Origin of the sequence: Streptomyces sp. NBC_00582 (assembly GCF_036345155.1) — a bacterium.
In the GTDB taxonomy this organism is placed as follows: Bacteria; Actinomycetota; Actinomycetes; order Streptomycetales; family Streptomycetaceae; genus Streptomyces.
In genome coordinates this window covers 9,178,268-9,202,128 of sequence record NZ_CP107772.1, presented here as the reverse complement: position 1 = coordinate 9,202,128, position 23,861 = coordinate 9,178,268, and the positions used below count along the sequence as shown (strand labels likewise).

At 72.9% G+C, this 23,861-nt stretch carries 22 protein-coding genes; 12 read left to right on the top strand and 10 right to left on the bottom strand.

Going from position 1 to position 23,861, the window contains the following annotated elements; translation table 11 throughout:
- Positions 1–202 precede the first annotated feature (202 nt).
- From OG852_RS41675 to OG852_RS41660, 4 genes are all read left to right on the top strand, one after another.
- Complete coding sequence (locus tag OG852_RS41675) at positions 203–2,029, top strand: ABC transporter ATP-binding protein (RefSeq protein WP_330350590.1); 1,827 nt, start codon at positions 203–205, stop codon at positions 2,027–2,029.
- The gene (locus OG852_RS41670; RefSeq protein WP_330350589.1) at positions 2,026–3,807 is read left to right on the top strand and encodes an ABC transporter ATP-binding protein; all 1,782 of its coding nucleotides are present in this window, start codon (positions 2,026–2,028) and stop codon (positions 3,805–3,807) included. Before OG852_RS41675 ends, OG852_RS41670 begins: the two co-directional genes overlap by 4 nt.
- A 261-nt stretch (positions 3,808–4,068) precedes the next feature.
- The gene (locus OG852_RS41665; RefSeq protein WP_133912942.1) at positions 4,069–4,539 is read left to right on the top strand and encodes a DUF5709 domain-containing protein; all 471 of its coding nucleotides are present in this window, start codon (positions 4,069–4,071) and stop codon (positions 4,537–4,539) included.
- Positions 4,540–4,572: 33 nt separating this feature from the next.
- Positions 4,573–4,827, top strand: a complete 255-nt coding sequence (locus OG852_RS41660) for a type B 50S ribosomal protein L31 (protein ID WP_133912941.1) — start codon at positions 4,573–4,575, stop codon at positions 4,825–4,827.
- A gap of 26 nt (positions 4,828–4,853) precedes the next feature.
- On the opposite strand, the gene OG852_RS41655 is transcribed toward OG852_RS41660, so the two are convergent.
- Positions 4,854–5,648 (bottom strand): metal-dependent hydrolase, encoded by a 795-nt coding sequence (locus OG852_RS41655; protein WP_133912940.1) that lies wholly within the window; start codon positions 5,646–5,648, stop codon positions 4,854–4,856.
- Between the two features lie 145 nt (positions 5,649–5,793).
- Between OG852_RS41655 and OG852_RS41650 the strand changes: the two genes are divergently transcribed.
- Together OG852_RS41650 and OG852_RS41645 are read left to right on the top strand one after the other, a co-directional pair.
- Positions 5,794–8,307, top strand: coding sequence for a DEAD/DEAH box helicase (locus OG852_RS41650; protein WP_133912939.1), 2,514 nt, complete (start codon positions 5,794–5,796; stop codon positions 8,305–8,307).
- 31 nt (positions 8,308–8,338) lie between these two features.
- On the top strand, positions 8,339–9,205 hold the full coding sequence (locus OG852_RS41645) for an acyl-CoA thioesterase (protein WP_133912938.1): 867 nt from the start codon (positions 8,339–8,341) through the stop codon (positions 9,203–9,205).
- 10 nt (positions 9,206–9,215) lie between these two features.
- On the opposite strand, the gene OG852_RS41640 is transcribed toward OG852_RS41645, so the two are convergent.
- Positions 9,216–10,085, bottom strand: a complete 870-nt coding sequence (locus OG852_RS41640) for a DUF6397 family protein (protein ID WP_330350588.1) — start codon at positions 10,083–10,085, stop codon at positions 9,216–9,218.
- A gap of 148 nt (positions 10,086–10,233) precedes the next feature.
- The gene (locus tag OG852_RS41635; protein WP_133912936.1) at positions 10,234–10,647 is read right to left on the bottom strand and encodes a roadblock/LC7 domain-containing protein; all 414 of its coding nucleotides are present in this window, start codon (positions 10,645–10,647) and stop codon (positions 10,234–10,236) included.
- Between the two features lie 119 nt (positions 10,648–10,766).
- On the opposite strand from OG852_RS41635, the gene OG852_RS41630 reads away from it, so the two are divergent.
- Positions 10,767–11,195 carry a PPOX class F420-dependent oxidoreductase gene (locus OG852_RS41630; RefSeq protein WP_330350587.1) on the top strand — a complete coding sequence of 143 codons (429 nt, stop codon included), beginning with the start codon at positions 10,767–10,769 and terminating at the stop codon, positions 11,193–11,195.
- A gap of 11 nt (positions 11,196–11,206) precedes the next feature.
- Here the strand turns inward: OG852_RS41630 and OG852_RS41625 are convergent, their stop codons facing one another.
- The 5 genes from OG852_RS41625 to OG852_RS41605 all read right to left on the bottom strand — a co-directional run bounded on the left by OG852_RS41625 (position 11,207) and on the right by OG852_RS41605 (position 16,268).
- Complete coding sequence (locus OG852_RS41625) at positions 11,207–11,812, bottom strand: GTP-binding protein (RefSeq protein ID WP_133912934.1); 606 nt, start codon at positions 11,810–11,812, stop codon at positions 11,207–11,209.
- Positions 11,813–12,008: 196 nt separating this feature from the next.
- On the bottom strand, positions 12,009–12,419 hold the full coding sequence (locus OG852_RS41620; RefSeq protein ID WP_133912933.1) for a DUF742 domain-containing protein: 411 nt from the start codon (positions 12,417–12,419) through the stop codon (positions 12,009–12,011).
- A gap of 22 nt (positions 12,420–12,441) precedes the next feature.
- Entirely contained in the window at positions 12,442–12,879 is a 438-nt protein-coding gene (locus tag OG852_RS41615; protein WP_330350586.1) for a roadblock/LC7 domain-containing protein, read from the bottom strand.
- Positions 12,876–15,401 (bottom strand): sensor histidine kinase, encoded by a 2,526-nt coding sequence (locus OG852_RS41610; RefSeq protein ID WP_330350585.1) that lies wholly within the window; start codon positions 15,399–15,401, stop codon positions 12,876–12,878. Before OG852_RS41610 ends, OG852_RS41615 begins: the two co-directional genes overlap by 4 nt.
- A 72-nt stretch (positions 15,402–15,473) precedes the next feature.
- Positions 15,474–16,268 (bottom strand): MHYT domain-containing protein, encoded by a 795-nt coding sequence (locus tag OG852_RS41605; protein WP_133912930.1) that lies wholly within the window; start codon positions 16,266–16,268, stop codon positions 15,474–15,476.
- Positions 16,269–16,420: 152 nt separating this feature from the next.
- On the opposite strand from OG852_RS41605, the gene OG852_RS41600 reads away from it, so the two are divergent.
- A complete protein-coding gene (locus OG852_RS41600) occupies positions 16,421–17,020 on the top strand; it encodes a class I SAM-dependent methyltransferase (protein ID WP_330350584.1) in 600 nt (199 codons plus the stop codon).
- Positions 17,021–17,024: 4 nt separating this feature from the next.
- Here the strand turns inward: OG852_RS41600 and OG852_RS41595 are convergent, their stop codons facing one another.
- Entirely contained in the window at positions 17,025–17,528 is a 504-nt protein-coding gene (locus OG852_RS41595; RefSeq protein WP_330351590.1) for an alpha/beta hydrolase, read from the bottom strand.
- Between the two features lie 168 nt (positions 17,529–17,696).
- Between OG852_RS41595 and OG852_RS41590 the strand changes: the two genes are divergently transcribed.
- Together OG852_RS41590 and OG852_RS41585 are read left to right on the top strand one after the other, a co-directional pair.
- Positions 17,697–18,029 carry a hypothetical protein gene (locus OG852_RS41590; protein WP_133912927.1) on the top strand — a complete coding sequence of 111 codons (333 nt, stop codon included), beginning with the start codon at positions 17,697–17,699 and terminating at the stop codon, positions 18,027–18,029.
- A 135-nt stretch (positions 18,030–18,164) separates the two neighbouring features.
- The gene (locus OG852_RS41585; protein ID WP_330350583.1) at positions 18,165–19,076 is read left to right on the top strand and encodes a hypothetical protein; all 912 of its coding nucleotides are present in this window, start codon (positions 18,165–18,167) and stop codon (positions 19,074–19,076) included.
- 41 nt (positions 19,077–19,117) lie between these two features.
- On the opposite strand, the gene OG852_RS41580 is transcribed toward OG852_RS41585, so the two are convergent.
- On the bottom strand, positions 19,118–19,300 hold the full coding sequence (locus tag OG852_RS41580) for a hypothetical protein (RefSeq protein WP_133912925.1): 183 nt from the start codon (positions 19,298–19,300) through the stop codon (positions 19,118–19,120).
- 237 nt (positions 19,301–19,537) lie between these two features.
- Between OG852_RS41580 and OG852_RS41575 the strand changes: the two genes are divergently transcribed.
- Together OG852_RS41575 and OG852_RS41570 are read left to right on the top strand one after the other, a co-directional pair.
- Positions 19,538–22,456: an SNF2-related protein gene (locus OG852_RS41575; RefSeq protein WP_443064613.1), complete on the top strand. Its 2,919-nt coding sequence runs from the start codon at positions 19,538–19,540 to the stop codon at positions 22,454–22,456.
- A complete protein-coding gene (locus OG852_RS41570; RefSeq protein WP_330350581.1) occupies positions 22,453–23,751 on the top strand; it encodes an SWF or SNF family helicase in 1,299 nt (432 codons plus the stop codon). Before OG852_RS41575 ends, OG852_RS41570 begins: the two co-directional genes overlap by 4 nt.
- Positions 23,752–23,861 lie beyond the last annotated feature (110 nt).

The following is a 23,861-nucleotide window of genomic DNA, read 5'->3' as shown; positions in this document are numbered from 1 at the left end:
TTCCCGGCATATGCGTCAAATACCGGACGGCGAGGCCGTGTCGGCGAGTAGCCGGATCCCTGTGCCTCCCGCAGAAAACCAGTTGATTCCGACCACGCCGCGACGCGAACCTTTCACGGTTTGTTGCCGCGCCTCGCGGGTTCTTCCCGTACCTCGACCCCCCTCCCCCCACCCCTCCCCTGACACGAGCCACTGGGACGTCATGCAGATCCAAGACCTTCCGTATCCCGACCCGGGTGTGCCGGACGCGCGCTCGGGGCCTCGCTTCCTGTGGTGGCTCGGCCGCAACCAACTGGGCGGCCAGCTCCAGTCCCTGGCCTGGGGACTGCTGCACTTCCTCGCCGTCTCCGCACAGCCCTTCTGCGTCGGATTCGCCATCGAGGCCGTGGTCGACCGCTCCGGCAGCCGCCTCGCCCTGGCCGGCGGGCTGATGGCCCTGTTCGGGGCGGCCACCGCGATCGGCGACACCTTCCTGCACCGGACCGCGGTCACCAACTGGATCACCGCCGCCGCCCGTGTCCAGCAACTGCTCGCCCGCCAGGCGGCCCGGCTGGGATCGGCGCTGACCCGGCGGGTCGCGGCCGGCGAGGTGGTGGCCGTGTCCACCGGTGACGTCGAGAAGATCGGCTGGTTCGTCGAGGCGGTCTCCCGCTTCACCGCCGCGGCCCTGACCGTCGTGCTGGTCTGCGTCGGCCTGGTCGTCTACCAGCCGGCCCTCGGCATCGTGGTCGCCGTCGGTCTGCCCGTCCTCGCGGTCGCGGTGCTGCCCCTGTTGCCGCGGGCGACCCGCCGGGCCGACATCCAGCGCGAGAAGGCCGGACGCGCCACCGAACTGGCCTCGGACACCGTGGCCGGCCTGCGGGTGCTGCGCGGGATCGGCGGCGAGGAGCTTTTCCTCGACCGCTACCGCAGCGCCTCCCAGGAGGTCCGGCACGCCGCCGTGCGCAGCGCCCGCATGTGGTCCCTCATCAGCGCCCTCCAGGTGCTGCTGCCCGGCCTGCTGCTGATCGCGGTCGTCTGCTACGGCGTCCGTCTGGTCCACCAGGGCCGGATCTCCGTCGGTGAACTTGTCGCGGTCTACAGCTCCGTCATGGTGCTGACGTATCCCCTCCGGCACTTCGAGGAGATCGCGATGGCGTACTCCTTCTCGCGCCCGTCCGCCCGGCGTGCGGCCGGCGTGCTGTCGCTGGAACGGGTCACGGACATCGGCGGATCGCGTGCGGCACAGGCCCCCTCGGGCGACCTGTACGACCCGGCGACCGGACTGCTCGCCCCGGCCGCCCGGCTGACCGCGGTGGTGTGCGGCGACCCGGACGCGGCCGGACGGCTCGCGGAACGGCTGGGCGGACACCCTTCGGAGGACGGCCCGTCGGTGCTGCTCGGCGGTGTCCCGCTGGACGAACTCCCGCTGGAGACCGCGCGCACGGCCGTCCTCGTACAGGACAAGGACCCGGTGCTGCTGTCCGGTTCACTGCGTGAGCTGCTCGACGTGCCGGCCTCGGGTGACGTGGACGCCACGGCGGCACTGGCGGCCGCGCAGTGCGGAGACGTCCTGGAGGCCCTGGCGCAGGGGTCCCTGGACGCCGACGACCCGATGGACGCCCGGATCACCGAGCGCGGCCGCTCGCTGTCCGGCGGCCAGCGGCAACGGCTCGCCCTGGCCCGCTCGCTGCTCACCGACCCGGAGGTGCTCGTCCTGGACGAGCCCACCTCCGCCGTCGACTCGCACACCGAGGCCCGGATCGCCGAGGGTGTGCGCCGGCTGCGGGCCGGGCGCACGACCGTGGTGTTCACCTCCTCCCCGCTGCTGCTCGACCGCGCGGACCGGGTGGTCCTGGTGCACGAGGGCGAGGTCGCCGCCATCGGTGAGCACCGCGAACTGCTGCACACCGAACCCCGGTACCGCGCGGTGGTCACCCGCGAGACCGACGAGGAGACGGCTCTCGGAGAGGCGCTGACGCGGCTGGACGGGACCGCGCTGGACGAGACCGAGCTCAACGAACTGGAAGAGATCGAGGAGACCGCATGATCGGCGTGCCGACACCGGCGTTCGACCCGGCGGCCCCGACGACGGCGAACACGCTGCCCGTCGGCGCCCCCGCGACCGTACGCGCCTACGTGGCCGAACTCCTGCGCCGGCACCGCCGCGCCTTCCTGATCCTGCTGCTGGTCAACACCGTCGCCACCGTCGCCTCGATGGTGGGGCCGTGGCTCCTCGGCGACGTGGTGGAACGGCTCTCCGAGGGGGCGCGCGAGCTCCATCTGGGGCTCGTCGCCACGCTGTTCGTGCTCGCCCTGCTCGTCCAGGCCGTGTTCGTCCGCGAGGTGCGGCTGCGCGGTGCCATGCTCGGGGAGCGGATGCTGGCCGATCTGCGCGAGGACTTCCTCGTCCGGTCGGTGCGGCTGCCGCCGGGCGTGCTGGAACGGGCCGGCACCGGCGACCTGCTGTCCCGCATCACCACGGACATCGACCGGCTGGCCAACGCCATGCGCGAGGCCGTGCCCCAGCTCACGATCGGCGTGATGTGGGCCGCGCTGCTGCTCGGCGGCCTCGTCGTCATGGCACCGCCCCTCGCACCGGCCGTGCTGGTCGCGGTGCCGCTGCTGGTGGCGGGCTGCCGCTGGTACTTCAGACGGGCACCGTCCGCCTACCGCTCGGAGGCCGCCGGGTACGCCGCCGTGGCCGCCGCCCTCGCCGAGACCGTGGACGCCGGACGCACCGTCGAGGCCCACCGCCTCGGCGACCGCCGGATCGAACTGTCGAAGCAGCGGATCCGGCAGTGGACCGCCTGGGAGCGCTACACCATGTGGCTGCGGTCGGTGCTGTTCCCCGTCATCAACCTGGTGCACGTCACCGTGCTCGGGTCGGTCCTGATGCTCGGCGGGGTGTTCGTCCTGCAGGGCTGGATCGACGTCGGCCAGCTCACGACCGGCGCGCTGCTCGCGCAGATGCTCGTCGACCCGGTGAACCTCGTCCTGCGCTGGTACGACGAGCTCCAGGTCGCCCAGGTGTCGCTGGCCCGCCTCGTCGGGGTGCGGGACATCGAGCCGGACGCCGGGGACACCGGGCTGGCGCCCGACGGGCGGGACGTGCTCGCCGAGCGGGTCCACTTCGGTTACCGCGAGGGCGTCGACGTGCTGCGCAAGGTGTCGCTGGAGGTCGCCCCGGGCACCCGGCTGGCCCTCGTCGGCCCGTCGGGCGCGGGCAAGTCGACGCTGGGCCGGCTCCTGGCCGGCATCTACGCGCCGCGTGACGGGCGGATCACCCTCGGCGGCGCCGAACTGTCCCGGATGACCGCCGAGCGCGTCCGCTCCCATGTGGCGCTGGTCAACCAGGAGCACCATGTCTTCGTCGGCTCCCTGCGCGACAACCTGCGGCTCGCCCGGACCGGAGCCGGGGACGACGAGCTGTGGGCCGCGCTGGGCGCGGTCGACGCGGACGGCTGGGCCCGGGCGCTGGACCAGGGGCTGGACACCGAGGTCGGCTCGGGCGGCGTCGCGCTCACCCCGGCCCAGGCCCAGCAGATCGCGCTGGCCCGGCTGGTGCTCGCCGATCCGCACACCCTGGTCCTGGACGAGGCGACCTCGCTGCTCGACCCGCGTGCCGCCCGCCACCTGGAGCGGTCCCTCGCCCGCGTCCTGGACGGCCGCACCGTCGTCGCCATCGCCCACCGTCTCCATACCGCCCACGACGCCGACCTCATCGCCGTCGTCGAGAACGGCCGCATCAGCGAGCTGGGCAGCCACACGGAGCTGGTCGGCGCGGACGGGGCGTACGCGGCCCTGTGGCGGTCCTGGCACGGCTGAGCCGGGCCCGGCGTGGGCCTGACATGGACCGGTCGTCGCGGGTGCACCGGGTGGTGCGCCTGCCCCGGCCGGTCCTTCCCCGTTCTGTCCCCGCTCTGGCGTTGCGCGGTGCCGAAGCGGGATGGAACGCTGGATACCGGCACCCGCGTGGGAACAGGCCCGGCTCCGTCCGGCGCACGCCGGGCCCGGCCGGTGCCCCGTACGGCGGTGCCCCGCCGCCGACCGCGGTGAGTACGGGCCGGTCACCCCCTGGAGGTACCCGTGAACAGCGTCGACGGATGGGGGGACGACGTCTACCAGCCCGACGCCTCCGACATCCAGGAGGACTCGGGGCTGCTCGACGCGGAGGACACACTGGTGGACGACGGCGTCGCGGACCCTCTCGACCGCGGCTGGTCCCCTCCCGAGCGGCCCTGGGCGGTGGAGCACGACGGCGTGACGGCCGCCGAGCGCCGTCAGGGCGAGACCCTGGACCAACGGCTCGCCGAGGAGCTGCCCGACCTCGCCGTGCCCGACGGGGACGGTCTCGGCGACTGCGACGGCAGCGACGGGGAACTCCTCGACAACGAGGTCGGTGCCTCGCGGTCGGGCCGGCTCGTGGCACCGGACGAGGGCGCCCACGAGGACGAGGAGAGCGCCATGGTCGCCAGCGACGTCGGGATCGACGGCGCGGCCGCGTCCGCCGAGGAGGCGGCCATGCACATCGTCGACGACGACAGCCTGTCCGGCTGACCCGCGACGCCCTGACGAGGACGAGGAGCATCCATGCAGCAGGACAAGCACCCCGACTACCACCCGGTCGTCTTCCGCGACCGCGCCGCCGGCTACGCCTTCCTCACCCGGTCCACCGCCTCCAGCGACCAGACCATCGAGTGGGACGACGGTGAGACGTACCCCGTGGTGGAGGTGGAGATCTCCTCCGAGAGCCACCCCTTCTACACCGGCAAGGCCCGCACGGTGGACACCGAGGGCCGCGTCGCCCGCTTCGAGCGCCGCTACGGCGAGGGCGGGACCGGCTGAGCCGTCACCCCCGCCGCGGAGCCGCGTCAGATCACGTTGAGCGCGGCCGCGGCACCGACCCCGCCGAGCACCATGAACACCGGCATGAGCACCTTCAGCTCGACCCAGCTGCCCGCCCGGAACCGCATCGCCTTGGGCGGCCCCACCGGATACCAGCGCTTGCGCCCGATCGGGATGGGCCACAGCACCGGGCAGCCGGAGACGGTCAGCGCGTCCCCGATGTCGTGCACCAGGGCGCCCAGCAGGATCGGCAGCCCCAGCCAGAGGTACTCCTGACCCGGGTCCGGGAACAGCCAGTCCGCGCCGTTGCCGGGCTTGTCCAGGACCCCGGCGAGGATCCACGCGCTGGTCGCGGCCAGCAGCCACACCAGCACATCGCTGCTGGAGCCCCGCGCCGCCCGCCACAACAGGCCTTCGATCGCCAGCACCATGTGGACGAACAGGATCGCCAGCACCGCCCAGCGACCACCGGCGATCGCCAGCGCCGAGGCGCCGGCACCGATCATGACCGCCCAGAGCCAGGTGTGGGTGAGGGTGCGGTGCCCGCCGGAGCGGCGCGGGTCGCCCTGCTTCCTCGTGCTCTTGTAGACGGCGTAGGAGAGCTTGTCGACGATCTCGCACAGCCAGCGGGAGACCGGGCCGAAGGAGCGGGAGATGGTGGCGGCCTTGTGGTCGAGGTCCGGTGCGAGGGCCGCACCCGCGCTGATCAGCGCGCCGGAGAGGAGGACGGGCCAGGGCATGGTGTGCCCCGCCGCGGCGGCGGCCGCGCCGACGCCCAGCCAGGCTGCGGCGCCCGACAATGAGTGTGCTGGTCCCATCATGGCCGTTGCCCGCCCTGTTCCTCGTGTGCCGCTGTCCAGTTGACCGGGTGCGATGACGCTCCGTCGGCGACACAGCGTAGCGGCCGTGATCTTCGGGTCGACAGCCGATTCCCCCATCGGGCTCGCGGGCAGGCAAGATGGGGGCGTGACCCTCATCGATCAGTTGCCGCCGACCGCAGATCCCGATGCCCTGTACGAAGCCTTCGAGTCCTGGGCCGAGGAGCGCGGTCTGACGCTCTACCCCCACCAGGAGGAGGCGCTGATCGAGGTGGTCTCCGGGGCGAACGTGATCGTGTCGACGCCGACCGGCTCCGGCAAGAGCATGATCGCCGCGGCCGCGCACTTCGCGGCGCTCGCCCGGGACGAGGTCACCTTCTACACGGCGCCGATCAAGGCGCTGGTGTCGGAGAAGTTCTTCGAACTGTGCAAGATCTTCGGCACGGAGAACGTGGGCATGCTGACCGGCGACGCGTCCGTCAACTCCGATGCCCCGGTCATCTGCTGCACCGCCGAGGTGCTCGCCTCGATCGCCTTGCGCGACGGCAAGCACGCGGACGTGGGCCAGGTCGTCATGGACGAGTTCCACTTCTACGCCGAGGGCGACCGCGGCTGGGCCTGGCAGATCCCGATCCTGGAGCTGCCGCAGGCTCAGTTCGTCCTGATGTCGGCGACCCTCGGCGACGTGTCCTTCTTCGAGAAGGACCTCACCCGCCGCACCGGCCGCCCGACCGCCGTGGTCCGCTCGGCCACCCGGCCGGTACCGCTGTCGTACGCGTACCGCTACACCCCGCTGACGGAGACGCTCACCGATCTGCTGGAGACGAAGCAGGCTCCCGTCTACATCGTGCACTTCACACAGGCGCAGGCGGTCGAGCGGGCGCAGGCGCTGATGAGCATCAACATGTGCTCGAAGGAGGAGAAGGAGCAGATCGCCGATCTGATCGGCAACTTCCGCTTCACCACCAAGTTCGGCCGCAACCTCTCCCGCTACGTACGGCACGGCATCGGTGTCCACCACGCCGGCATGCTGCCCAAGTACCGGCGCTTGGTGGAGAAACTCGCCCAGGCCGGTCTGCTGAAGGTGATCTGCGGTACGGACACGCTCGGCGTCGGGGTCAACGTGCCCATCCGCACGGTGCTGTTCACGGCGCTGACCAAGTACGACGGCAACCGGGTGCGCACGCTGCGGGCGCGTGAGTTCCACCAGATCGCCGGGCGGGCCGGGCGGGCCGGTTTCGACACCGCGGGCTTCGTGGTGGCGCAGGCGCCCGAGCACGTCATCGAGAACGAGAAGGCGCTCTCCAAGGCCGGCGACGACCCGAAGAAGCGCCGCAAGGTGGTCCGCAAGAAGGCGCCGGAGGGCTTCGTCGGCTGGACGGAGAACACCTTCGAGAAGCTGATCGACTCGGAGCCGGAGCCCCTGACGTCCCGCTTCCGGGTGACGCACACGATGCTGCTGTCGGTGATCGCCCGGCCGGGCAACGCCTTCGAGGCGATGCGGCATCTGCTGGAGGACAACCACGAGCCGCGCCGGCAGCAGCTCCGGCACATCCGGCGCGCGATCGCCATCTACCGTTCGCTGCTGGACGGCGGGATCGTCGAGAAGCTCGACGCGCCGGACGCCACCGGCCGGATCGTCCGCCTCACCGTCGACCTGCAGCAGGACTTCGCGCTGAACCAGCCGCTGTCCACGTTCGCGCTGGCCGCGTTCGAACTGCTCGACCCCGAGTCGCCGTCGTACGCCCTGGACATGGTGTCCGTCGTCGAGTCCACGCTGGACGACCCCCGGCAGATCCTGGCCGCCCAGCAGAACAAGGCGCGCGGCGAGGCCGTGGCCGCGATGAAGGCGGACGGCGTCGAGTACGAGGAGCGCATGGAGCGGCTCCAGGACATCACGTACCCGAAGCCCCTCGAGGAGCTGCTCTTCCACGCCTACAACACGTACCGCAAGAGCCACCCGTGGGTCGGCGACCACCCGCTGTCGCCGAAGTCCGTCATCCGGGACATGTACGAGCGGGCGCTGTCCTTCACGGAGCTGGTGTCCCACTACGAGCTGGCCCGCACCGAGGGCATCGTGCTGCGCTACCTGGCCAGCGCCTACAAGGCCCTCGACCACACCGTCCCCGACGACCTGAAGTCGGAGGACCTGCAGGACCTGATCGAGTGGCTGGGCGAGATGGTGCGCCAGGTCGACTCCAGTCTGCTGGACGAGTGGGAACAGCTCGCCAACCCGGAGGAGATGACCGCCGAGGAGGCCCAGGAGAAGGCCGACGAGGTCAAGCCGGTCACCGCCAACGCGCGGGCCTTCCGGGTCCTGGTGCGCAACGCCATGTTCCGGCGGGTCGAGCTCGCCGCCCTCGACCACGTCGACGAACTCGGCGAGATGGACGGCGAGTCCGGCTGGGACGCCGACGCGTGGGGCGAGGCGATGGACAAGTACTGGGACGAGTACGACGACCTCGGCACCGGCCCGGACGCCCGCGGTCCCAAGCTGCTGGTGATCCAGGAGGAGCCGCAGAACGGTCTGTGGCGGGTCCGTCAGATCTTCGACGACCCGAACGACGACCACGACTGGGGCATCAGCGCGGAGATCGACCTCACGGCCTCCGACGCGGAGGGCAGGGCGGTCGTCCGCGTCACGGACGTGGGCCAACTGTGAGAACAGCGCGAGGCACAGGAGAAGCGCACCGATGACGAACCCCGCCGACCGACTCGTCGACCTGCTCGACCTGGAGCAGATCGAGGTCAACATCTTCCGGGGCCGCAGCCCGCAGGAGTCCCTGCAGCGGGTCTTCGGCGGGCAGGTGGCCGGCCAGGCGCTGGTCGCGGCCGGCCGGACCACCGAGGGCGACCGGCCCGTGCACTCGCTGCACGCGTACTTCCTGCGCCCGGGACGGCCGGGTGTGCCGATCGTGTACCAGGTAGAACGGGTGCGGGACGGGCGGTCGTTCACCACGCGCCGGGTCACCGCGGTGCAGCAGGGCCGCACGATCTTCAATCTCACCGCCTCCTTTCACAAGCCTGAGGAAGGACCCTTCGAGCACCAGCTGCCGCCGGCTCGCGAGGTCCCGGACCCGGAGTCCCTGCCGACGGTCACGGAGGAGATCCGGGCGCATCTGGGCGCTCTGCCCGAGCAGTTGGAGCGGATGGCGCGCCGTCAGCCGTTCGACATCCGGTACGCGGACCGGCTGCGCTGGAGCGCCGAGGACGTCCAGGACGCCGAGCCGCGCAGCGCGGTGTGGATGCGCGCGGTCGGACCGCTGGGCGACGATCCGCTGGTGCACACCTGCGCGCTGACGTACGCCAGCGACATGACGCTCCTGGACGCGGTCCGTCTGCCGGTGGAGCCGCTGTGGGGTCAGCGGAACTTCGACATGGCGTCCCTGGACCACGCGATGTGGTTCCACCGGCCGTTCCGCGCGGACGAGTGGTTCCTGTACGACCAGGAGTCGCCGATCGCGACCGGCGGGCGTGGTCTGGCCCGGGGGCGGATCTACGATCTGCAGGGGCGTCTGCTGGTGTCGGTCGTCCAGGAAGGTCTCTTCCGCAAGCTGTAGGGCGTGCGTGTCAGGCTCCGCCGCGGCGGAGCCGGCTCAGCAGGCCGCGGGGCGAGCGAGGGGGGCGCTGTGGCGTCTTGGGTTTCTCGCCGGGGTGTGACGGCGCCGGGCGCGGCGCGGGCTGGTGGGTGCGGGCCTCGTCCAGAGTGGATTCCAGGTCGGCCCGCAGCCAGGCGATCTCGTCCGGGTCCTCGGCCGTGACGATCTTCTCGACGAGGTGGGCGGCCGGGCTGCCCGGGGCCCCGTGGGCGGGTGGTCCGGGCCGGAACCGGTTCAGGTGGGAGCGCTCGTAGGGGTCCTTGACGATCTCGGCGATCTGGAGGGGGTCGAGGAACGCGGCCACGGCCCCGGCCCGCTGCCAGGGGTCGTCGGCCAGGCGGAGCAGGAAGCCCAGGTGACGTCCTCGCCAGTTGCGGGCCCTGAGATCCCGGCCTGCCGCCATCTGGGCCCGCAGGGATTCGGGTGTCCGGCCCTTGAGCAGGAAGGCGTTGCTCTGTTCGGCGGTGAACTGCTGCAGTTCTTCGGCGAGATACAGCCAGACGACGGCCCGGTAGCGGTTCAGGTAGAACTTCACGGGCACGACCAGCCCCAGCCGTGCCAGGCGGGTGAACCGGGAGGCCGGTACCTGCATGAGGGCGGCCGCCTCACCGGTGCCGACGACCCGGACGTGCTCGCGCAGTTCCTCCGTCGAACGAAGCAGTCGGTCGAGCTCCGCACGGGCCACCACCCGGCGGCCCCCTCCGCCCTCGTCGGGCATGGTCCTGATGCGGCCCAGGTGCACGGCGAGATCGAACTCGCCGCGCTTGAGGCCCAGTTCCCGAGCCGCGCGGCTCGCGGAGCAGGCGAGGGTCTGCTGTGGTGCGACGGTGTTTCCGGACATGGTCGGTCTCCCCCGTGGAGTGCGTCGGAGTGGAGCGGAGTGCCGAGGCCCCGCACGATCCGCGAAGGCCCCGGAAAAAACCGTAGCCGGATTCGCGGATCTCGTGGCGGCCTGTGGATAACTCCGGGGGAGCCGAGAAAAGAGCAGGTCAGAGGTCTTCGAGCGGAGCCCGATCGGGCTGGCGGGCGTCCACGGTGAGGTGCTCGCCGACCCGGCTGACGAGCAGGGTCATCTCGTAGGCGATCTGGCCCATGTCGGCCTGCGCGCCGCTGAGCACGCACAGGCAGCTACCCGATCCCGCCGCGGTGACGAACAGCAGCGCGTCATCGAACTCGATCATGGTCTGGCGTACCTGACCGGCTCCGAAGTGGCGTCCGGATCCCTTGGCCAGGCTGTGCAGTCCGGACGAGACCGCGGCGAGGTGCTCGGCGTCCTCGCGGCGCAGTCCGGTGCTCGCGCCCGCCACCAGTCCGTCGTTGGACAGGACCAGCGCGTGGCGGACGTGGTCGACGCGCTCGGTCAGGTCGTCCAGCAGCCATCCCAGCCCCTGGTTCTGCGCCATGTCTCCGTCTCCCCGCGTGTCATTCCCCGTGGATGTCCCCCGTGCCTCCTCCGTTTCGCCGAAGGAAACGCCCGCAAGCCTTCCCCAGGAGACGGCGCCGGAGCAAGGAGGATTGCGGCATGGCGCAGAAGATGACCGACGACGAATGGCGGGCGTTCGTCTCGCACGGCACCCGCACGGGAAAACTGTCCACGGTGCGGGCCGACGGCCGTCCGCACGTGGCACCCATCTGGTTCCTGATCGACGGGGACGAGGTCGTGTTCAACACGGGCAAGGGGACGGTGAAGGGGCGCAATCTGGCACGGGACGGCCGGGTCGCGCTGTGTGTGGACGACGACCGGCCGCCGTTCGGCTTCGTGGTCCTGGAGGGCCGGGCCCGGATCTCGGAGGATCTCGGCGAGCTCCGGCACTGGGCGACCCGTATCGCCGGCCGGTACATGGGCGAGGAGCGTGCCGAGGAGTTCGGCGCGCGCAACGGCGTACCCGGCGAGCTGCTGGTGCGGGTCGCTGTCGACAAGGTGCTGGCCTGGAAGTCCCTCGCCGGCTGACCGGGTCGCCGTCAGCTCACCGAGTCGAGGAGCCGGGCGGTGTGCATCCGTCCGGCGTACTCGACGAGCCGGATCAGGACCTCCTTCCCCGAGTCGCGGTCCCGGGCGTCGCACAGGACGACGGGGGTGCCCCCGTCGAGGTCGAGGGCGCGCGAGACGTCCTGGGCGCCGTACGTCCGGGCGCCCGTGAAGCAGTTGACGGCGACGACGAACGGGATGTGCCGGTGCTCGAAGTAGTCGACGGCGGGGAAGCAGTCCTCGAGGCGCCGGGTGTCGGCCAGGACCACCGCGCCCAGCGCCCCTTGCGACAACTCGTCCCACAGGAACCAGAAGCGGTCCTGGCCCGGGGTGCCGAAGAGGTACAGGGAGAGGCCGGAGCGGATGGTGATGCGGCCGAAGTCCATGGCGACGGTCGTCGTGACCTTCTGGTCCACTCCGTCGGTGTCGTCGACCCACTGGCCCGCCTCGCTCAGCAGTTCCTCGGTGCGCAGCGGTTTGATCTCGCTGACCGCGCCCACCAGAGTGGTCTTGCCGACGCCGAACCCGCCGGCGACCAGAATCTTCAACGCCAGGGGTGCCGTGTCGCCACCTGTGGCATCGGAGTGCTCGGAGACCATGGATCACTTCTCTCGGGAGAGTTCGGCTGCGGTGCAGGTGTGCGAGGTCAGCATCATGACAACGTGGGCCCTTTTCCGAGGGGTTCGACCGTAATCTGCCCGATCTGACCGCCCCTTGCGCGTTCACGGTCCGAAGGTGTGCGCGAGCCGGTGCCAGGGGGTCCGTTCCGCGTCCGGGTCGGCTCGGGTGTGGGTGCTACAGGGCCCGCAGCCCTTCGATCACCTCGCGCAGGATGCGTTCGTCGGGCAGGTGTGCGGGCGGGACCGGCCGGCTGACGGTGACGCAGCCGTGTTCCAGAAGGTCGCCGAGCAGGACCCGGACCACGCCCACGGGCAGGTCCGCGCCCGCCGCGAGTTCGGCGACCGACTGCGTCTCCGTCCGGCACAGGTCGAGGAGGGCCCGGTGCTCGGGCCCGACGGCCAGGTCCTCCGCGCCGGGCGCCCCCGGGTCCAGGGTGACCAGGGCGATCAGATCGAAGCGCACTCCGGTGGGGCCGGGTTTGGTGCGTCCGCCCGTCATGGCGTACGGGCGGACCAGGGGGCCGGCCTCGTTGTCGTACCACTGGCTGCCCAGCTCCTGCGGGACGCCGGTCATGTCCTCGGTCATCTCGGCCGGTCGCTCTCTCGTCTCATCCGGCGGCGGGCGGCCGCGCGGCGAGACGCGGCGGGGTGAACAGATGTTCGCCGACCCGTTTCACCAGTCGCGCCATCTCGTAGGCGACCAGGCCGATGTCGGCGGTCACGGCGGTGAGCACGGCGAGGCAGGAGCCGTCTCCGGCGGCGGCCACGAACAGGAAGCCGTCGTCCATCTCCACCATGGTCTGGCGGACTCCGCCGGCGCCGAAGTGGCGGCCCGCGCCCTTGGCGAGGCTGTGGAAGCCGGAGGCCACGGCCGCGAGGTGTTCGGCGTCCTCGCGGGTGAGGCCGGTGGAGGCGCCGACGGCGAGTCCGTCGTTGGACAGCACCACGGCGTGCCGTACCTCGCTGACGCGCATCACCAAGTCGTCCAGCAGCCAGTCGAGTTCGCCGGACGGCTGGGCCGACTTCGCGCTCGGGTCCTGGATCATGCGGGGTCTCCTTCGCTGCTGTCGCTGCCCGGTGCGGGATCCGGGGTGGCGCCCCGGCCGGGTTGCCTGCCGCCGCCGCGTGCCCAGCCGGCCCGGTAGGCGGCCATCCGGTCCCGGACGAGTTCGGGTGTGCGCCCGTCGTCGCGCGGCCGGGGCTCCCGAGTCGTCTCCTCGGCGAGCGGCCTGCGCAGCTGGGGGGCGAGGTGTGCCTGCCGCACCCGGCGCGGGAGGTCGTCCGATCCGTCGGAGTCGTCCGGGGGGCGGTGCAGACGCAAGGCGGTGACTCCCGGGGGCGGCGGGTCGGCGGCGGCCGGTCCGGCGGCGGCCCGGACGGGGGCCACCAGGGCGGGCCGGTCGGCGGGCGCGGCGACGGGCTCGTGTTCGAACGTCGGCCGGTCGGGTGCGGGCACCCGCGCGTACGCGCGTTCCGCGGACGGCTCGACCTCGGCGGCCTCCCGGACGGAACGTTCCGGCTTCCCGCCGTGCAGCAGGGCCGTCGGCAGCAGGACGACCGCGGTGGTGCCGCCGTAGGGCGAGGTCCGCAGGTGCACCTTGACGCCGTGGCGGGCGGAGAGCCGGCTCACGACGAACAGTCCGAGCCGGTCGCTGTCGAACAGGTCGAGCGCCTCGGACTGCGCGATGCGCCGGTTGGCCTCGGTGAGGGTCTCCTTGCCCATGCCCAGTCCGCGGTCCTCCACCTCGACGGCGTAGCCGTTGCCGACGGGTTCGCCGGTGATGCGCACGCGCGTGTGCGGCGGTGAGAACTGGGCCGCGTTCTCGACGAGTTCGGCGAGCAGATGGGTGAGGTCGGCGACGGCGGCGCCGACTACGGACGTCTCGGGAAGCTGCCGTACCTCCACGCGCGCGTAGTCCTCGACCTCGGAGACCGCGGCACGGACGACGTTGGTCAGGGAGACGGGCTTGCGCCAGGCCCGGCCGGGCGCGGCGCCCGAGAGGATGATCAGGCTCTCCGCGTGGCGGCGCATACGGGTGGTGAGGTGGTCGAGCCGGAAGAGGTCGCTCAGCTCGTCCGGGTCGTCCGAGCGGCGCTCCATACTGTCCAGGAGGCTCAGTTGGCGGTGGACCAGGACCTGGCTGCGGCGGGCGAGGTTCACGAACACACCGGAGATGCCGCTGGCGAGTTCGGCGCGCTCCACCGCGGCCCGCAGCGCGGCCCGGTGCACGGTGGTCAGTGCCTCGGCGACCTGGCCGGTCTCGTCCTCGGCCGGAGGTCCGGGCGGGGCCTCGGCACGGATGTCGATCTCGTCTCCGGCGCGGAGCCTTCGCATGGCCTCGGGGAGTTTGCGCCGGGCGATCTCCAGGGCGCCGTTGCGCAGGCTGACGAGTTCGACGACGAGTCCGCGGCCGATGCGCACGGAGATGACGAGCGAGGCGGCGACGGCGGCGAGGCCGAACAGGACCGCGGCGCCCGCCGGGGTGAGCACCCCGCGGGTGAAGGGGTCGGCGCGCTCGGCGACATCGCGGCCCGCGGCCGCCTCGATGCCGCGCATTCCGTCCCGCACGCGCGCGTGGGCCGTGTCCCAGGTGGCCTCCGAGGCGGCCGCAACCGCTTTCGCTCCCGGTCCGCTCCTGAGGACACGGTCCTCTGTGGCGGCGAGGGCCGCGTAGGCGCTGCCGTCGGCGAGGCGCTGCCAGGTGGTGCGTTGGGGGCCGCGCAGGTCGGCGACGGCCGATCCGGTGAGGGTACGGCGGGTGCCGACGGCGCCGGTGAACAGCCGCAGTCGCTCGCCGTCGAGGCGGCCGGCCAGGCGGGCGCCCGCGAGGACGGCGTCCTCCTGGGCCAGCGCCTCGCCCGCGCGGGAGAACTCGAGCAGCACGCGCGCGTCGGAGCCGAGTTCGGCGTCCTGGATCCCGGAGAGCGCGCCGTCGACCTGGAAGGCCGCCGAGATCGTGGCCGTGTACCGGTCGTAGGCCTCCCGCCAGTCGGCGTCGCCGTCGAGCAGCGCGGTCCGCAGGGGACGCAGGCCTTCGGCTCCGGAGACGAACGCCTCTAGCCTCTGGGCGACTCCGGCGGGCAGGTCCTGGCCGTCGGCGACCGTGCTGTGGTCGCCGAGGCGGAGCGCGGCCACGGCCGCGTCCGTGCGCTCCGCGAGGCTTGTGAGGTCGTCGTCCCGCACCGTGGCGGGTTCGGTCGCGTGGCGTACGGCGGCCACCCGCTCGTTCTGCAGGGCGGCCACCGCCGCCGCGACGGGGGTGCGGACCTCGGAGTCGACGCGCTGCAACTGGCGCAGGCGGGAGATGTCCTGGGCGGTGCTGACGGTGGCGTACGCCCACAGGGCCAGCAGGGAGACGACCGGCACCATCAGCAGACAGACGATCTTGGCCCGCACGGTGCGCGGCCGGAGGTGCCGGCGTCCCGCGCGCGCGGGTGCGACGCCGGCCGACGGGCCGGACTGTTCGTCCGGGCCCTCGTCGGCGGGCGGCCCGGCGTGGGCACGGCGCCCGCGCACCGGGGGCGGCGCCTCGGCGCCGGTCGTGGGGGTCCTACGGGGTGTACGCATGGCCTCCTCGCTCGGATGAAGTTCTGGGGGCGTGCCGTCCGAAGACGTCGAGGGGCCCGGCGTCCGGGCCCGTCACGCGGTCGGGGCCGGCCGGCGGCCGGCGCCGCTCTCCACCGGCTGCTGGGCCGAGGCCGACGCCTCGCGCTCCCCCGTGGTGGGCGACAGCGCGACGAAGGCCGAGGTCAGGAAGAGGTAGGACCCGAGACCGACGGCGAGGGGGAAGATGAACTGCATCGCCGTGGCCCCGGGCAGCGCCGCGCCGGACGGTGTGACGTGCACACTCACCGCGAACATGCCGGTGTAGTGCATGCTGCTGACCGCCGCCCCCATCACGAGCGAGGCGACGGTGACCGCGATCGGCGACTTGATGTTGAGCGCCGCCCACAGGGCCGCGGTCGCGGCGACGACGGCGATCAGGACGGAGACGGCGACGAGGGTCGGATCGTAGGAGACGTCGCCGTGCAGGCGGACGGCGGCCATGCCCAGGTAGTGCATGCTCGCCACGCCGACACCGGTGGTGAGCCCGCCGAGCAGCAACGCGCGCGTGCGGTCACGGCTGTGGCCGACGGCGAAGACACCGGCGCAGACGACCACCATGGCGACGAGGAGGCTGAGCACGGTCAGCGGAACGTCGTAGCGGATGTCGGTGCCGCTGACGGCGAAACCGAGCATGGCCACGAAGTGCATGGTCCAGATGCCGGTGCCGATCGCGGAGGCTGCGGTGATCAGCCAGTTGCGGCGCGAGCGCCCCGTGGCGCCGAGGGCACGCACGGTGCAGCGCAGCCCGAGGGCGGCGCCTGTGCAGGCCATCGCGTACGACAGCACGGGGGTCAGCCAGCCGAAGGCGGCGTGGTCCAGGTGTCCCATGGCCAGGGGACGCTAGTGGGGGCACGGGTGCACACAGGGGGCGCATTTCGAAAGGTGATGGAAGGTGACGCATAAGTGCGCCTGACCGATCGGCTCACGCTCGAACGTGCGCACAGCGGTGTCCTCCGTGGCGGTGAGGGATCATGCGGAACATGAGCGACGACCACACACATGTCCAGGAGTTCTTCACCGCCCGCGCGGCGGACTGGGACACCCGTTTCCCCGACGACGGCCCCGTCTACGCGGCAGCGGTCGCCGAGCTCGGTCTGCGCGAGGGGGACCGCGTGCTGGACGCGGGCTGCGGCACCGGAAGGGCCCTGACGCCGCTGCGCGCGGCCGTGGGGCCCTCCGGAGTGGTCATGGGGGCCGATCTGACCCCGGCCATGCTCCAGGCCGCCGTACGGGCCGGACGCGACCGTGCCGGGCGGCTGATGATCGCCGACGTCGCCGCGCTCCCCCTGCGGGACGAGTCGCTGGACGCGGTGTTCGCGGCGGGGCTCATCGCCCACCTTCCCAGCCCGGCGGAGAACCTGCGGGAACTGGCCCGGGTGGTGCGGCCGGGCGGTGTGCTCGCGCTGTTCCATCCCATCGGGCGGGCCGCGCTCGCCGCCCGGCAGGGGCGGCGGATCACGCCCGAGGACCTGCGCGCCGAGCCGAACCTGCGCCCCTTGCTGGCCGGTTCCGGCTGGCGCATGACGTCGTACGTCGACGAGGACGACCGTTTCCTGACCCTGGCCGTCCGGGAGGGCTGACGGCTCACGCGGTCGCCGTGACCGCTCTCACGAACGCGTCCGCGTCGTCGAACACGACGTTGTGGCCGGCGCCCGGCACCGTCACGACACGGACGCCCGCCTCCTCCAGGGCGTCCGCTCCGTCGAGCGCGCCGCTGAGTCCACCCTGGACATGGACCCGGTCGACGGTGTCGAGCCCGGCCAGGATCTCTCGCACGACCGGCTCGGATCCGCGCCGGAGCGCGACGGCGCTGCGGTACAGGGCACGCGGGTCGGCCAGGCGCATCGTCGCGGCCCACAGGGGACCGACCCGGTCGAGCACGCGTGCGTGGCCGCCGTCGAGGTACTCCTCCTCCGTGAAGGAGGCGATGTCGGCGCTGCCCGCGGCGTTCGGCGGGAAGGCGTCGAGGTTGGCCTCGGTGAAGACGAGCCGTGCCACCGGGTCGGGCCGGCGGTGGGCGAGGACGAACTCCTCCGGCCGGTCGCTGATGCCGTGTCCGGGAAGGTCGACGAACAGGCTGTGGCCGATGCTCGGGACCGCTTAGGTGCGGTACAGGGCAAGTTCCAGGGCGCGGTGAAGTCCCGGGAGAACTCGTATGCGGTCTGCCGCCGTGACTCCAACTCCAGTTTGGGTAAAGGGAGATGAAAGGACCAGTTCAGCTCAACGTGTACCACCGTATCGGGGAAGGTCGCCATCATGTTCGACAGGATCCGCAAAGCCGGTGCGAGGCTCTTCGGCGCGCGGCGCACACCGTCCCCCGCCGGCCCCGGCGGGTCGCGGCCCGCCGCCGGGAAGGGCTCCGCCGCGAAGCGTCCGCACAATCTGTTCGAAGCGGCCGCCGTGTACGTCTCCGCCCGCGCCGAGGACGATCAGGACCGGCTCGACGAGGCGGCCGGCTGGGTGTCGCCGGAGGCGCTGTCCTTCGGGGTGAACGAACTCGCCTGCCGTGCCGTCGTCGCTCTCGCGCGGGAGCGCGCCGAGTCGCCCACGACCGTGGCGCGGGCGCTGCTGGGGCTGCCGACCGTGTGACAGGACGGTGAAGGGTGGCCGATTCGCCCCGTCAGGTCGGAAAACTGCAGCTCCGGGTGTGTCGGGGGATCGTGACAAGCGCCTTCCCGCCGCACTAGGGTGCGCGCCGTTGGACCAACGGATGGGGAGGCTGGGATGGCCGGGACGGACGAGGACGCCGTCGCCGCCGCGGAGGACGCGCTCTACGTGCTCACGGCGGCGCTGCTGACGCCGGCGAAGTTCCCGGCGGTGCTCGGGGACGACTACCCGGAGGCCTGTGCGGCGCTCGGTCTCGCGCCGCTGGCCGACGGGTACGGCCTGGTACTGGGCCAGGACGGCGAGGGCGCGCGCTGGACGGTCGTCATCGACGACGTGTCGCTGGTGGCGGTCGCGATCGCCTCATGGGACTGCGGCATGGAGCACGAGCTGTCGCCCGACGAGCGGACGGTGGTCGCGGCCCTGCCGGGGTGGCCCCTGGATGTCGCCGTAGCGGCGCCCGGCGTGCCGGCCCCGCACGATCCCGCCCCCGAGATCGCGGACGGCCCCGCACTGGCCCCGCCGGACACCTCCGTGTGGGGTCCGGCGCAGCGACGCCTGGGAGCCGACGAGATCGCCGTCCAGTGGACCCTGTGGCGGGAGCAGATAGACGACGCCGAGTTCACGTCCACGGGTGACGCGGAGGGCACCGGCCCGGGCGACCGGGCGGCGGGCGACCGCGGGACGGAGGGCGGCGGCGGAGCGGCCGGAGACAGCGGCGCCGCGGGCGACGGCGAGAAGTCCGAGCGGAAGGCGCCGGAGGGGCAGAACGACATTCGGCGGGTGCTGGCCGAGGCCCGCTCGTACGTCGAGACGCCGCCGCCGCTGGGCCGCGTGCGGTCGTCGTTCGCCCCCGGTGACGCGCGCACCCTGCGCGCCGACGGCCCGGGCTGGTCGCTGGTGGCCCGGACCGACGACATCGCGTTCCTCCTGCTGGACGCGCGGCCCGGCGTGGTGCTCCCGGTCGGCCGGGGAGCGGAACTGCCGGGGCTCCTGGAAGCGCTGGACAGGATGGCGGTCCGCCCGTCCTGAGAAAGGGGGGCCGCGGTGAGGCGCACCGCGGCCCCCCTTCCTCAGCGGCCGAGCTCCTTGCGGGTGACGCGGCGCAGCCTGCGCCGCTGTGAGGGATCCAGCGTGAGGTAGGCGGCCGCCGGAACCCCCAGCACGATCAGCAGAGCAGCCCACCAGGGCAGCCAGATCAACAGCAGAATCCCGACCGCCACACCTCCTGCGGCGATCTTCGCGTTCCTCGACATGTGTGTCGCCTCCTTCGCGGCCCCTGCCGCTCTCTGTCATGAAAACGGGTCCGCGCCGCGCGCGGTTCCGGACCCGACCCTGAAACGTCCCTGACCTCCATCCCTGAGGCAGCCCTGAGGCAGCGCCGAGGCAACCACGAGGCAGCCCTGAGAATGCTGTACCCTCGGCGGCTCCGACTCCGGTAGTCAAATTTGAGGAGTACGCTCATCGCCGTGCAGAGGGTTCCCGTGCAAGCAGTGTCCGAGATCTCCGAACTGGCCCGGTGTCAGGCCGTCTTCGTGCCCGGCGTCCCGGCCCGCTCCGGCGTCGTCGCCTTCTGGCGGTCCGCGGGGGACGGTCCCCCTCCTGTCCCCTCCGGCGTTGCTTCGGCGGCCGTCGGGGACGTGACGGTCGTCCAGGCCGACGAGGCCGGGGTGAGCCTCGCGCGCGTGCCTGCCCTCCTGATGCCGCTGCCGGACGCCCTGCCGGTGCTGGCACGCGCGCGTGTCGCCGAGGAAGGGCACAGGGCGACGGTGTTCTGGGGCGCGGCGTCCCTGCTGGCCCTGCACTGTGTCGCACGGGGACTGCTGCTGCCCGGCCTGTCCCCGCAGGACCACGATGCCTGGCGGATGGGCCCCCTCGGACCGGGCGACGTCGAGGCGGTCCGCCGGCTGGCCGCCTCCATGCCGCCCGAGGCGCACTGCGTGCCCGTCGACACCGACCCGCCCCTGCGGCTGCCGGATCCGGAGCGGCTGCTGCGGGCCTTCCTGGACGCGGTCGCCGACGCGCTGCCCCGCTCCCCCGCCGCACCGCTCGTGACGGGCGGCCCGGCCTACGCGGCCCCTGAGCCGCGCCAGCTGCCGGAGCTGCGCCCATGGGCCGCCGATGTCGCCGCGGGCCACGACGCGGGCGTCAGGGTCTCGCTGCGGATCGAGGTGACCGGGATCGAACCGTCGTGGACCGAGGCCCCGGTCGGGGGGCGACCGGCCCCGGTCGACCGCTCAGGGGCAACCGCGGCCGAGGAAGACGGCGAGGCGGCGGCACGCTTCCGGGCCGTTCCCCAGGTGCACAGTGCGAGCGATCCCGCGCTCGTCGTGGACGCCGCCGAGATCTGGGGCGAAGCGGAGGCCGCGAGCGGGGAGTTCGGTGCACGCGCGCGTGTGGACGCCCTGCTCGCCCTGCGCCGCGCGGCACGGGCCTGGCCGTCGCTCACGCCGCTGCTGTCGGCCACGGTCCCGGATGCCGTCGATCTCGTCGAGGAGGAGGTCGCCGAACTGCTCGGGGAGGGGGCGCGGGCACTCGCGGCGGCGGGGGTCGAGGTGCACTGGCCGAGGGAGCTGGCACCCAGGCTGACGGCCCGCGCGGTCGTGGGTCCGCCCGAGGACGGCACGCAGAGCGACGGCTTCGGCGCGGACACACCGTCGTTCCTGTCCGCGGACGCGTTGCTCTCGTTCACCTGGCGATTCGCGGTGGGCGACCAGCAGCTCACCCGTGCGGAACTGGACCGTCTCGCCGAGGCCAACCGGCCCCTCGTACGGCTGCGCGACCGGTGGGTCCTGATCGACCCGCAGGAAGTGCGCCGGGCCCGCGCACGGCAGGACGGCAAGGTGACGCCCGTCGAGGCGCTCGGCGCGGCGCTGACGGGCTCCACCGAGGTGGACGGCCGGCAGGTCGAGGTGCGGCCGGCGGGCCGGCTCGCGGCCCTGCGGGAGCGGCTGACGGATCCGGGGGCGCAGGAGCCGGTGGAGCAGCCCGCCGCCCTGGCCGCCACGCTGCGCGACTACCAGCGGCGCGGTCTGGACTGGCTGGCGCGGAACACCTCGCTCGGGCTCGGCTGCTGTCTGGCCGACGACATGGGGCTCGGCAAGACCATCACGCTGATCAGCCTGCACCTGCACCGCCGGACGGACCCCTCGGCCGCCGGTCCGACCCTGGTGGTCTGTCCGACGTCCCTGGTGGGCAACTGGCAGCGCGAGATCGAGCGGTTCGCTCCCGGAACGCCGGTGCGCCGCTTCCACGGGCCGCGCCGCGCGCTGGACGGCCTGGCGGACGGGGAGTTCGTGCTGACCACCTACGGCACCCTGAGGCTGGACGCGGGCCGGCTCGGGGAGGTGCCGTGGGGGCTGGTCGTGGCGGACGAGGCGCAGCATGTGAAGAACCCGTACTCGGCGACCGCGCGGGCACTGCGCACCCTCGGCGCACGCGCGCGCGTGGCGCTGACGGGCACGCCGGTGGAGAACAATCTGTCGGAGCTGTGGGCGATCCTCGACTGGACGACACCGGGTCTGCTGGGCCGGCTGGGCACGTTCCGCAGGCGGTACGCGCGCGGGGTGGAGAGCGGCGGGGATCCGGCCGCCGCCGAGCGGCTGTCCCGGCTCGTGGCGCCGTTCCTGCTGCGCCGCCGCAAGTCGGACCCGGGGATCGCCCCCGAGCTGCCGCCCAAGACCGAGACCGATCGCCCCGTGTCGCTCAGCAGGGAGCAGGCGGGGCTGTACGAGGCGGTGGTGCGCGAGACGCTCGCGGCGATCGCCGAGGCCGACGACATGGCGCGGCGCGGGTTGATCGTGAAGCTTCTGACCGGCCTCAAACAGATCTGCAACCATCCGGCGCAGTACCTCAAGGAGGAGCGTCCGGGGGCTGCCGGGCGCTCCGGCAAGCTGGAGCTGCTGGACGAGTTGCTGGACACGATCCTCTCCGAGGGGGCGGGCGTCCTGCTCTTCACGCAGTACATGGGCATGGCACGGCTGCTGGAGCGGCATCTGGCGGCGCGGGGCGTGCCGACGCTGTTCCTGCACGGCGGGACGCCCGTGGCCGAGCGGGAGGCGATGGTGCGGCGCTTCCAAGGCGGCGAGGTTCCGGTGTTCCTGCTGTCGTTGAAGGCGGCGGGCACCGGCCTCAACCTCACGCGCGCGGAGCATGTCGTGCACTACGACCGCTGGTGGAACCCCGCGGTGGAGGCGCAGGCGACCGACCGGGCGTACCGCATCGGACAGACCCGGCCCGTGCAGGTCCACCGGCTGATCGCCGAGGGCACGATCGAGGACCGGATCGCGGAGATGCTGCGCCGCAAGCAGGGCTTGGCCGATGCCGTCCTGGGGTCGGGCGAGGCGGCGTTCACGGAACTGACGGACACCGAGCTGGCGGAACTGGTCGAGCTGCGCGGGGGCATGCGATGAACGGATTCGACGACGACCTGGAGCGCACGTTCGCGGCGTTGCCGCCCGCGCAGGGGAGAGGTTTCGCGCAGAGCTGGTGGGGCCGGGCGTGGCTGGCCGCCCTGGAGGACGGCGCGCTGGACTCCGAGCAGGTGCGGACGGGGCGCAGGCTGGCGCGGGCGGGCGCCGTGGGAGCGGTGTCGGTGCGGCCGGGGCGCATCACGGCCGTCGTACAGGATCGCGACCGCACGGCGCATCGGGCCGATGTGCTGCTCGGGCAGCTCCCGGACACCGAGTGGGACCGTTTTCTCGACCTGGCGGCCGAGCGGTCGGCGCATGTCGCCGCGCTGCTCGACCGCGAGATGCCGCCGCATCTGGTCGAGGACGCGGAGACGGCCGGTGTCGCTCTGCTGCCGGGGCTCGGCGAGCTGGAGGCCGCGTGCGACTGCGGCGCGTGGGACCACTGCGGTCACACGGCGGCGCTCTGCTACCAGGTGGCGCGGCTGCTCGACCAGGATCCGTTCCTCCTGCTGCTGATCCGGGGACGCGCCGAGCGGGCCGTGCTGGAGGATCTGCAGGCCCGTGGGGTGGCCGCGCCCGCCGTGGCGGAACCCGCCGAACCGGAGGGCGTGGACGCGGCCGAGGCGTACGCCGCGGGGGACGTCCTGCCGCCGCTGCCCGCCCTGCCCGGACCGCCGTCGGAGCCGGGCGTTCCGCCCGTGTGGGACACGGACGTCCCGCCGCCGCCCGGAGTGGATCCGGTGGCTCTGCGGTTCCTGGCCGCCAGGACGGCTTCCGCCGCCCGTCTGCGGCTCGCGGAGGCCCTGGGCGGCGGTGTCGGACCGCTGTCCCCGGCAGAGCGGTGGACGGTCGCTCAGGACGCGGTGCGGCTGGCCGCCGGGGCCGGCTCGGAGGTGGTGGAAAGCGGCGCGGTGACCGAGCGGCTCGCCGCCGGGTCGGGGCGGGGCCGGGACCAGTTGGCGCGGGCCGTGCGGGCCTGGCGGTACGGAGGCTCCGCCGCCCTGGCGGTCCTGGAGGAGGAGTGGCCGGTGGAGGGCGAGGCCCTCGCACGCGCGCGTGCCGCGCTGGAGTCGGCCTGGGAGGAGGACGAGCGACCGGCGCTGCGGGCGCGGGGCAACCGGTGGACGGTCGTCGGGGAATCCGGTCAGCTCCGGCTGGGACGGGACGGTGGGTGGTGGCCGTATCGCAAGGAGGGCGGCCGCTGGGTGCCGGCGGGGCAGGCGGCGCGGGACCCGGCGACGGCGCTGGCCGCGGCCCGGTCCGACGGCGAGGAAACGCCTGTCCGAGCCCGGTGAGCAAGCGCCGCCCTGAGCCGGGGAGACGTCGTCCGAGCCGCGGAGACGTCGTCCGAGCCGCGGTGACGTCGTCCGAGCCGGGGAAGCGCTTTCCCGAGCTCGGAGCGGGT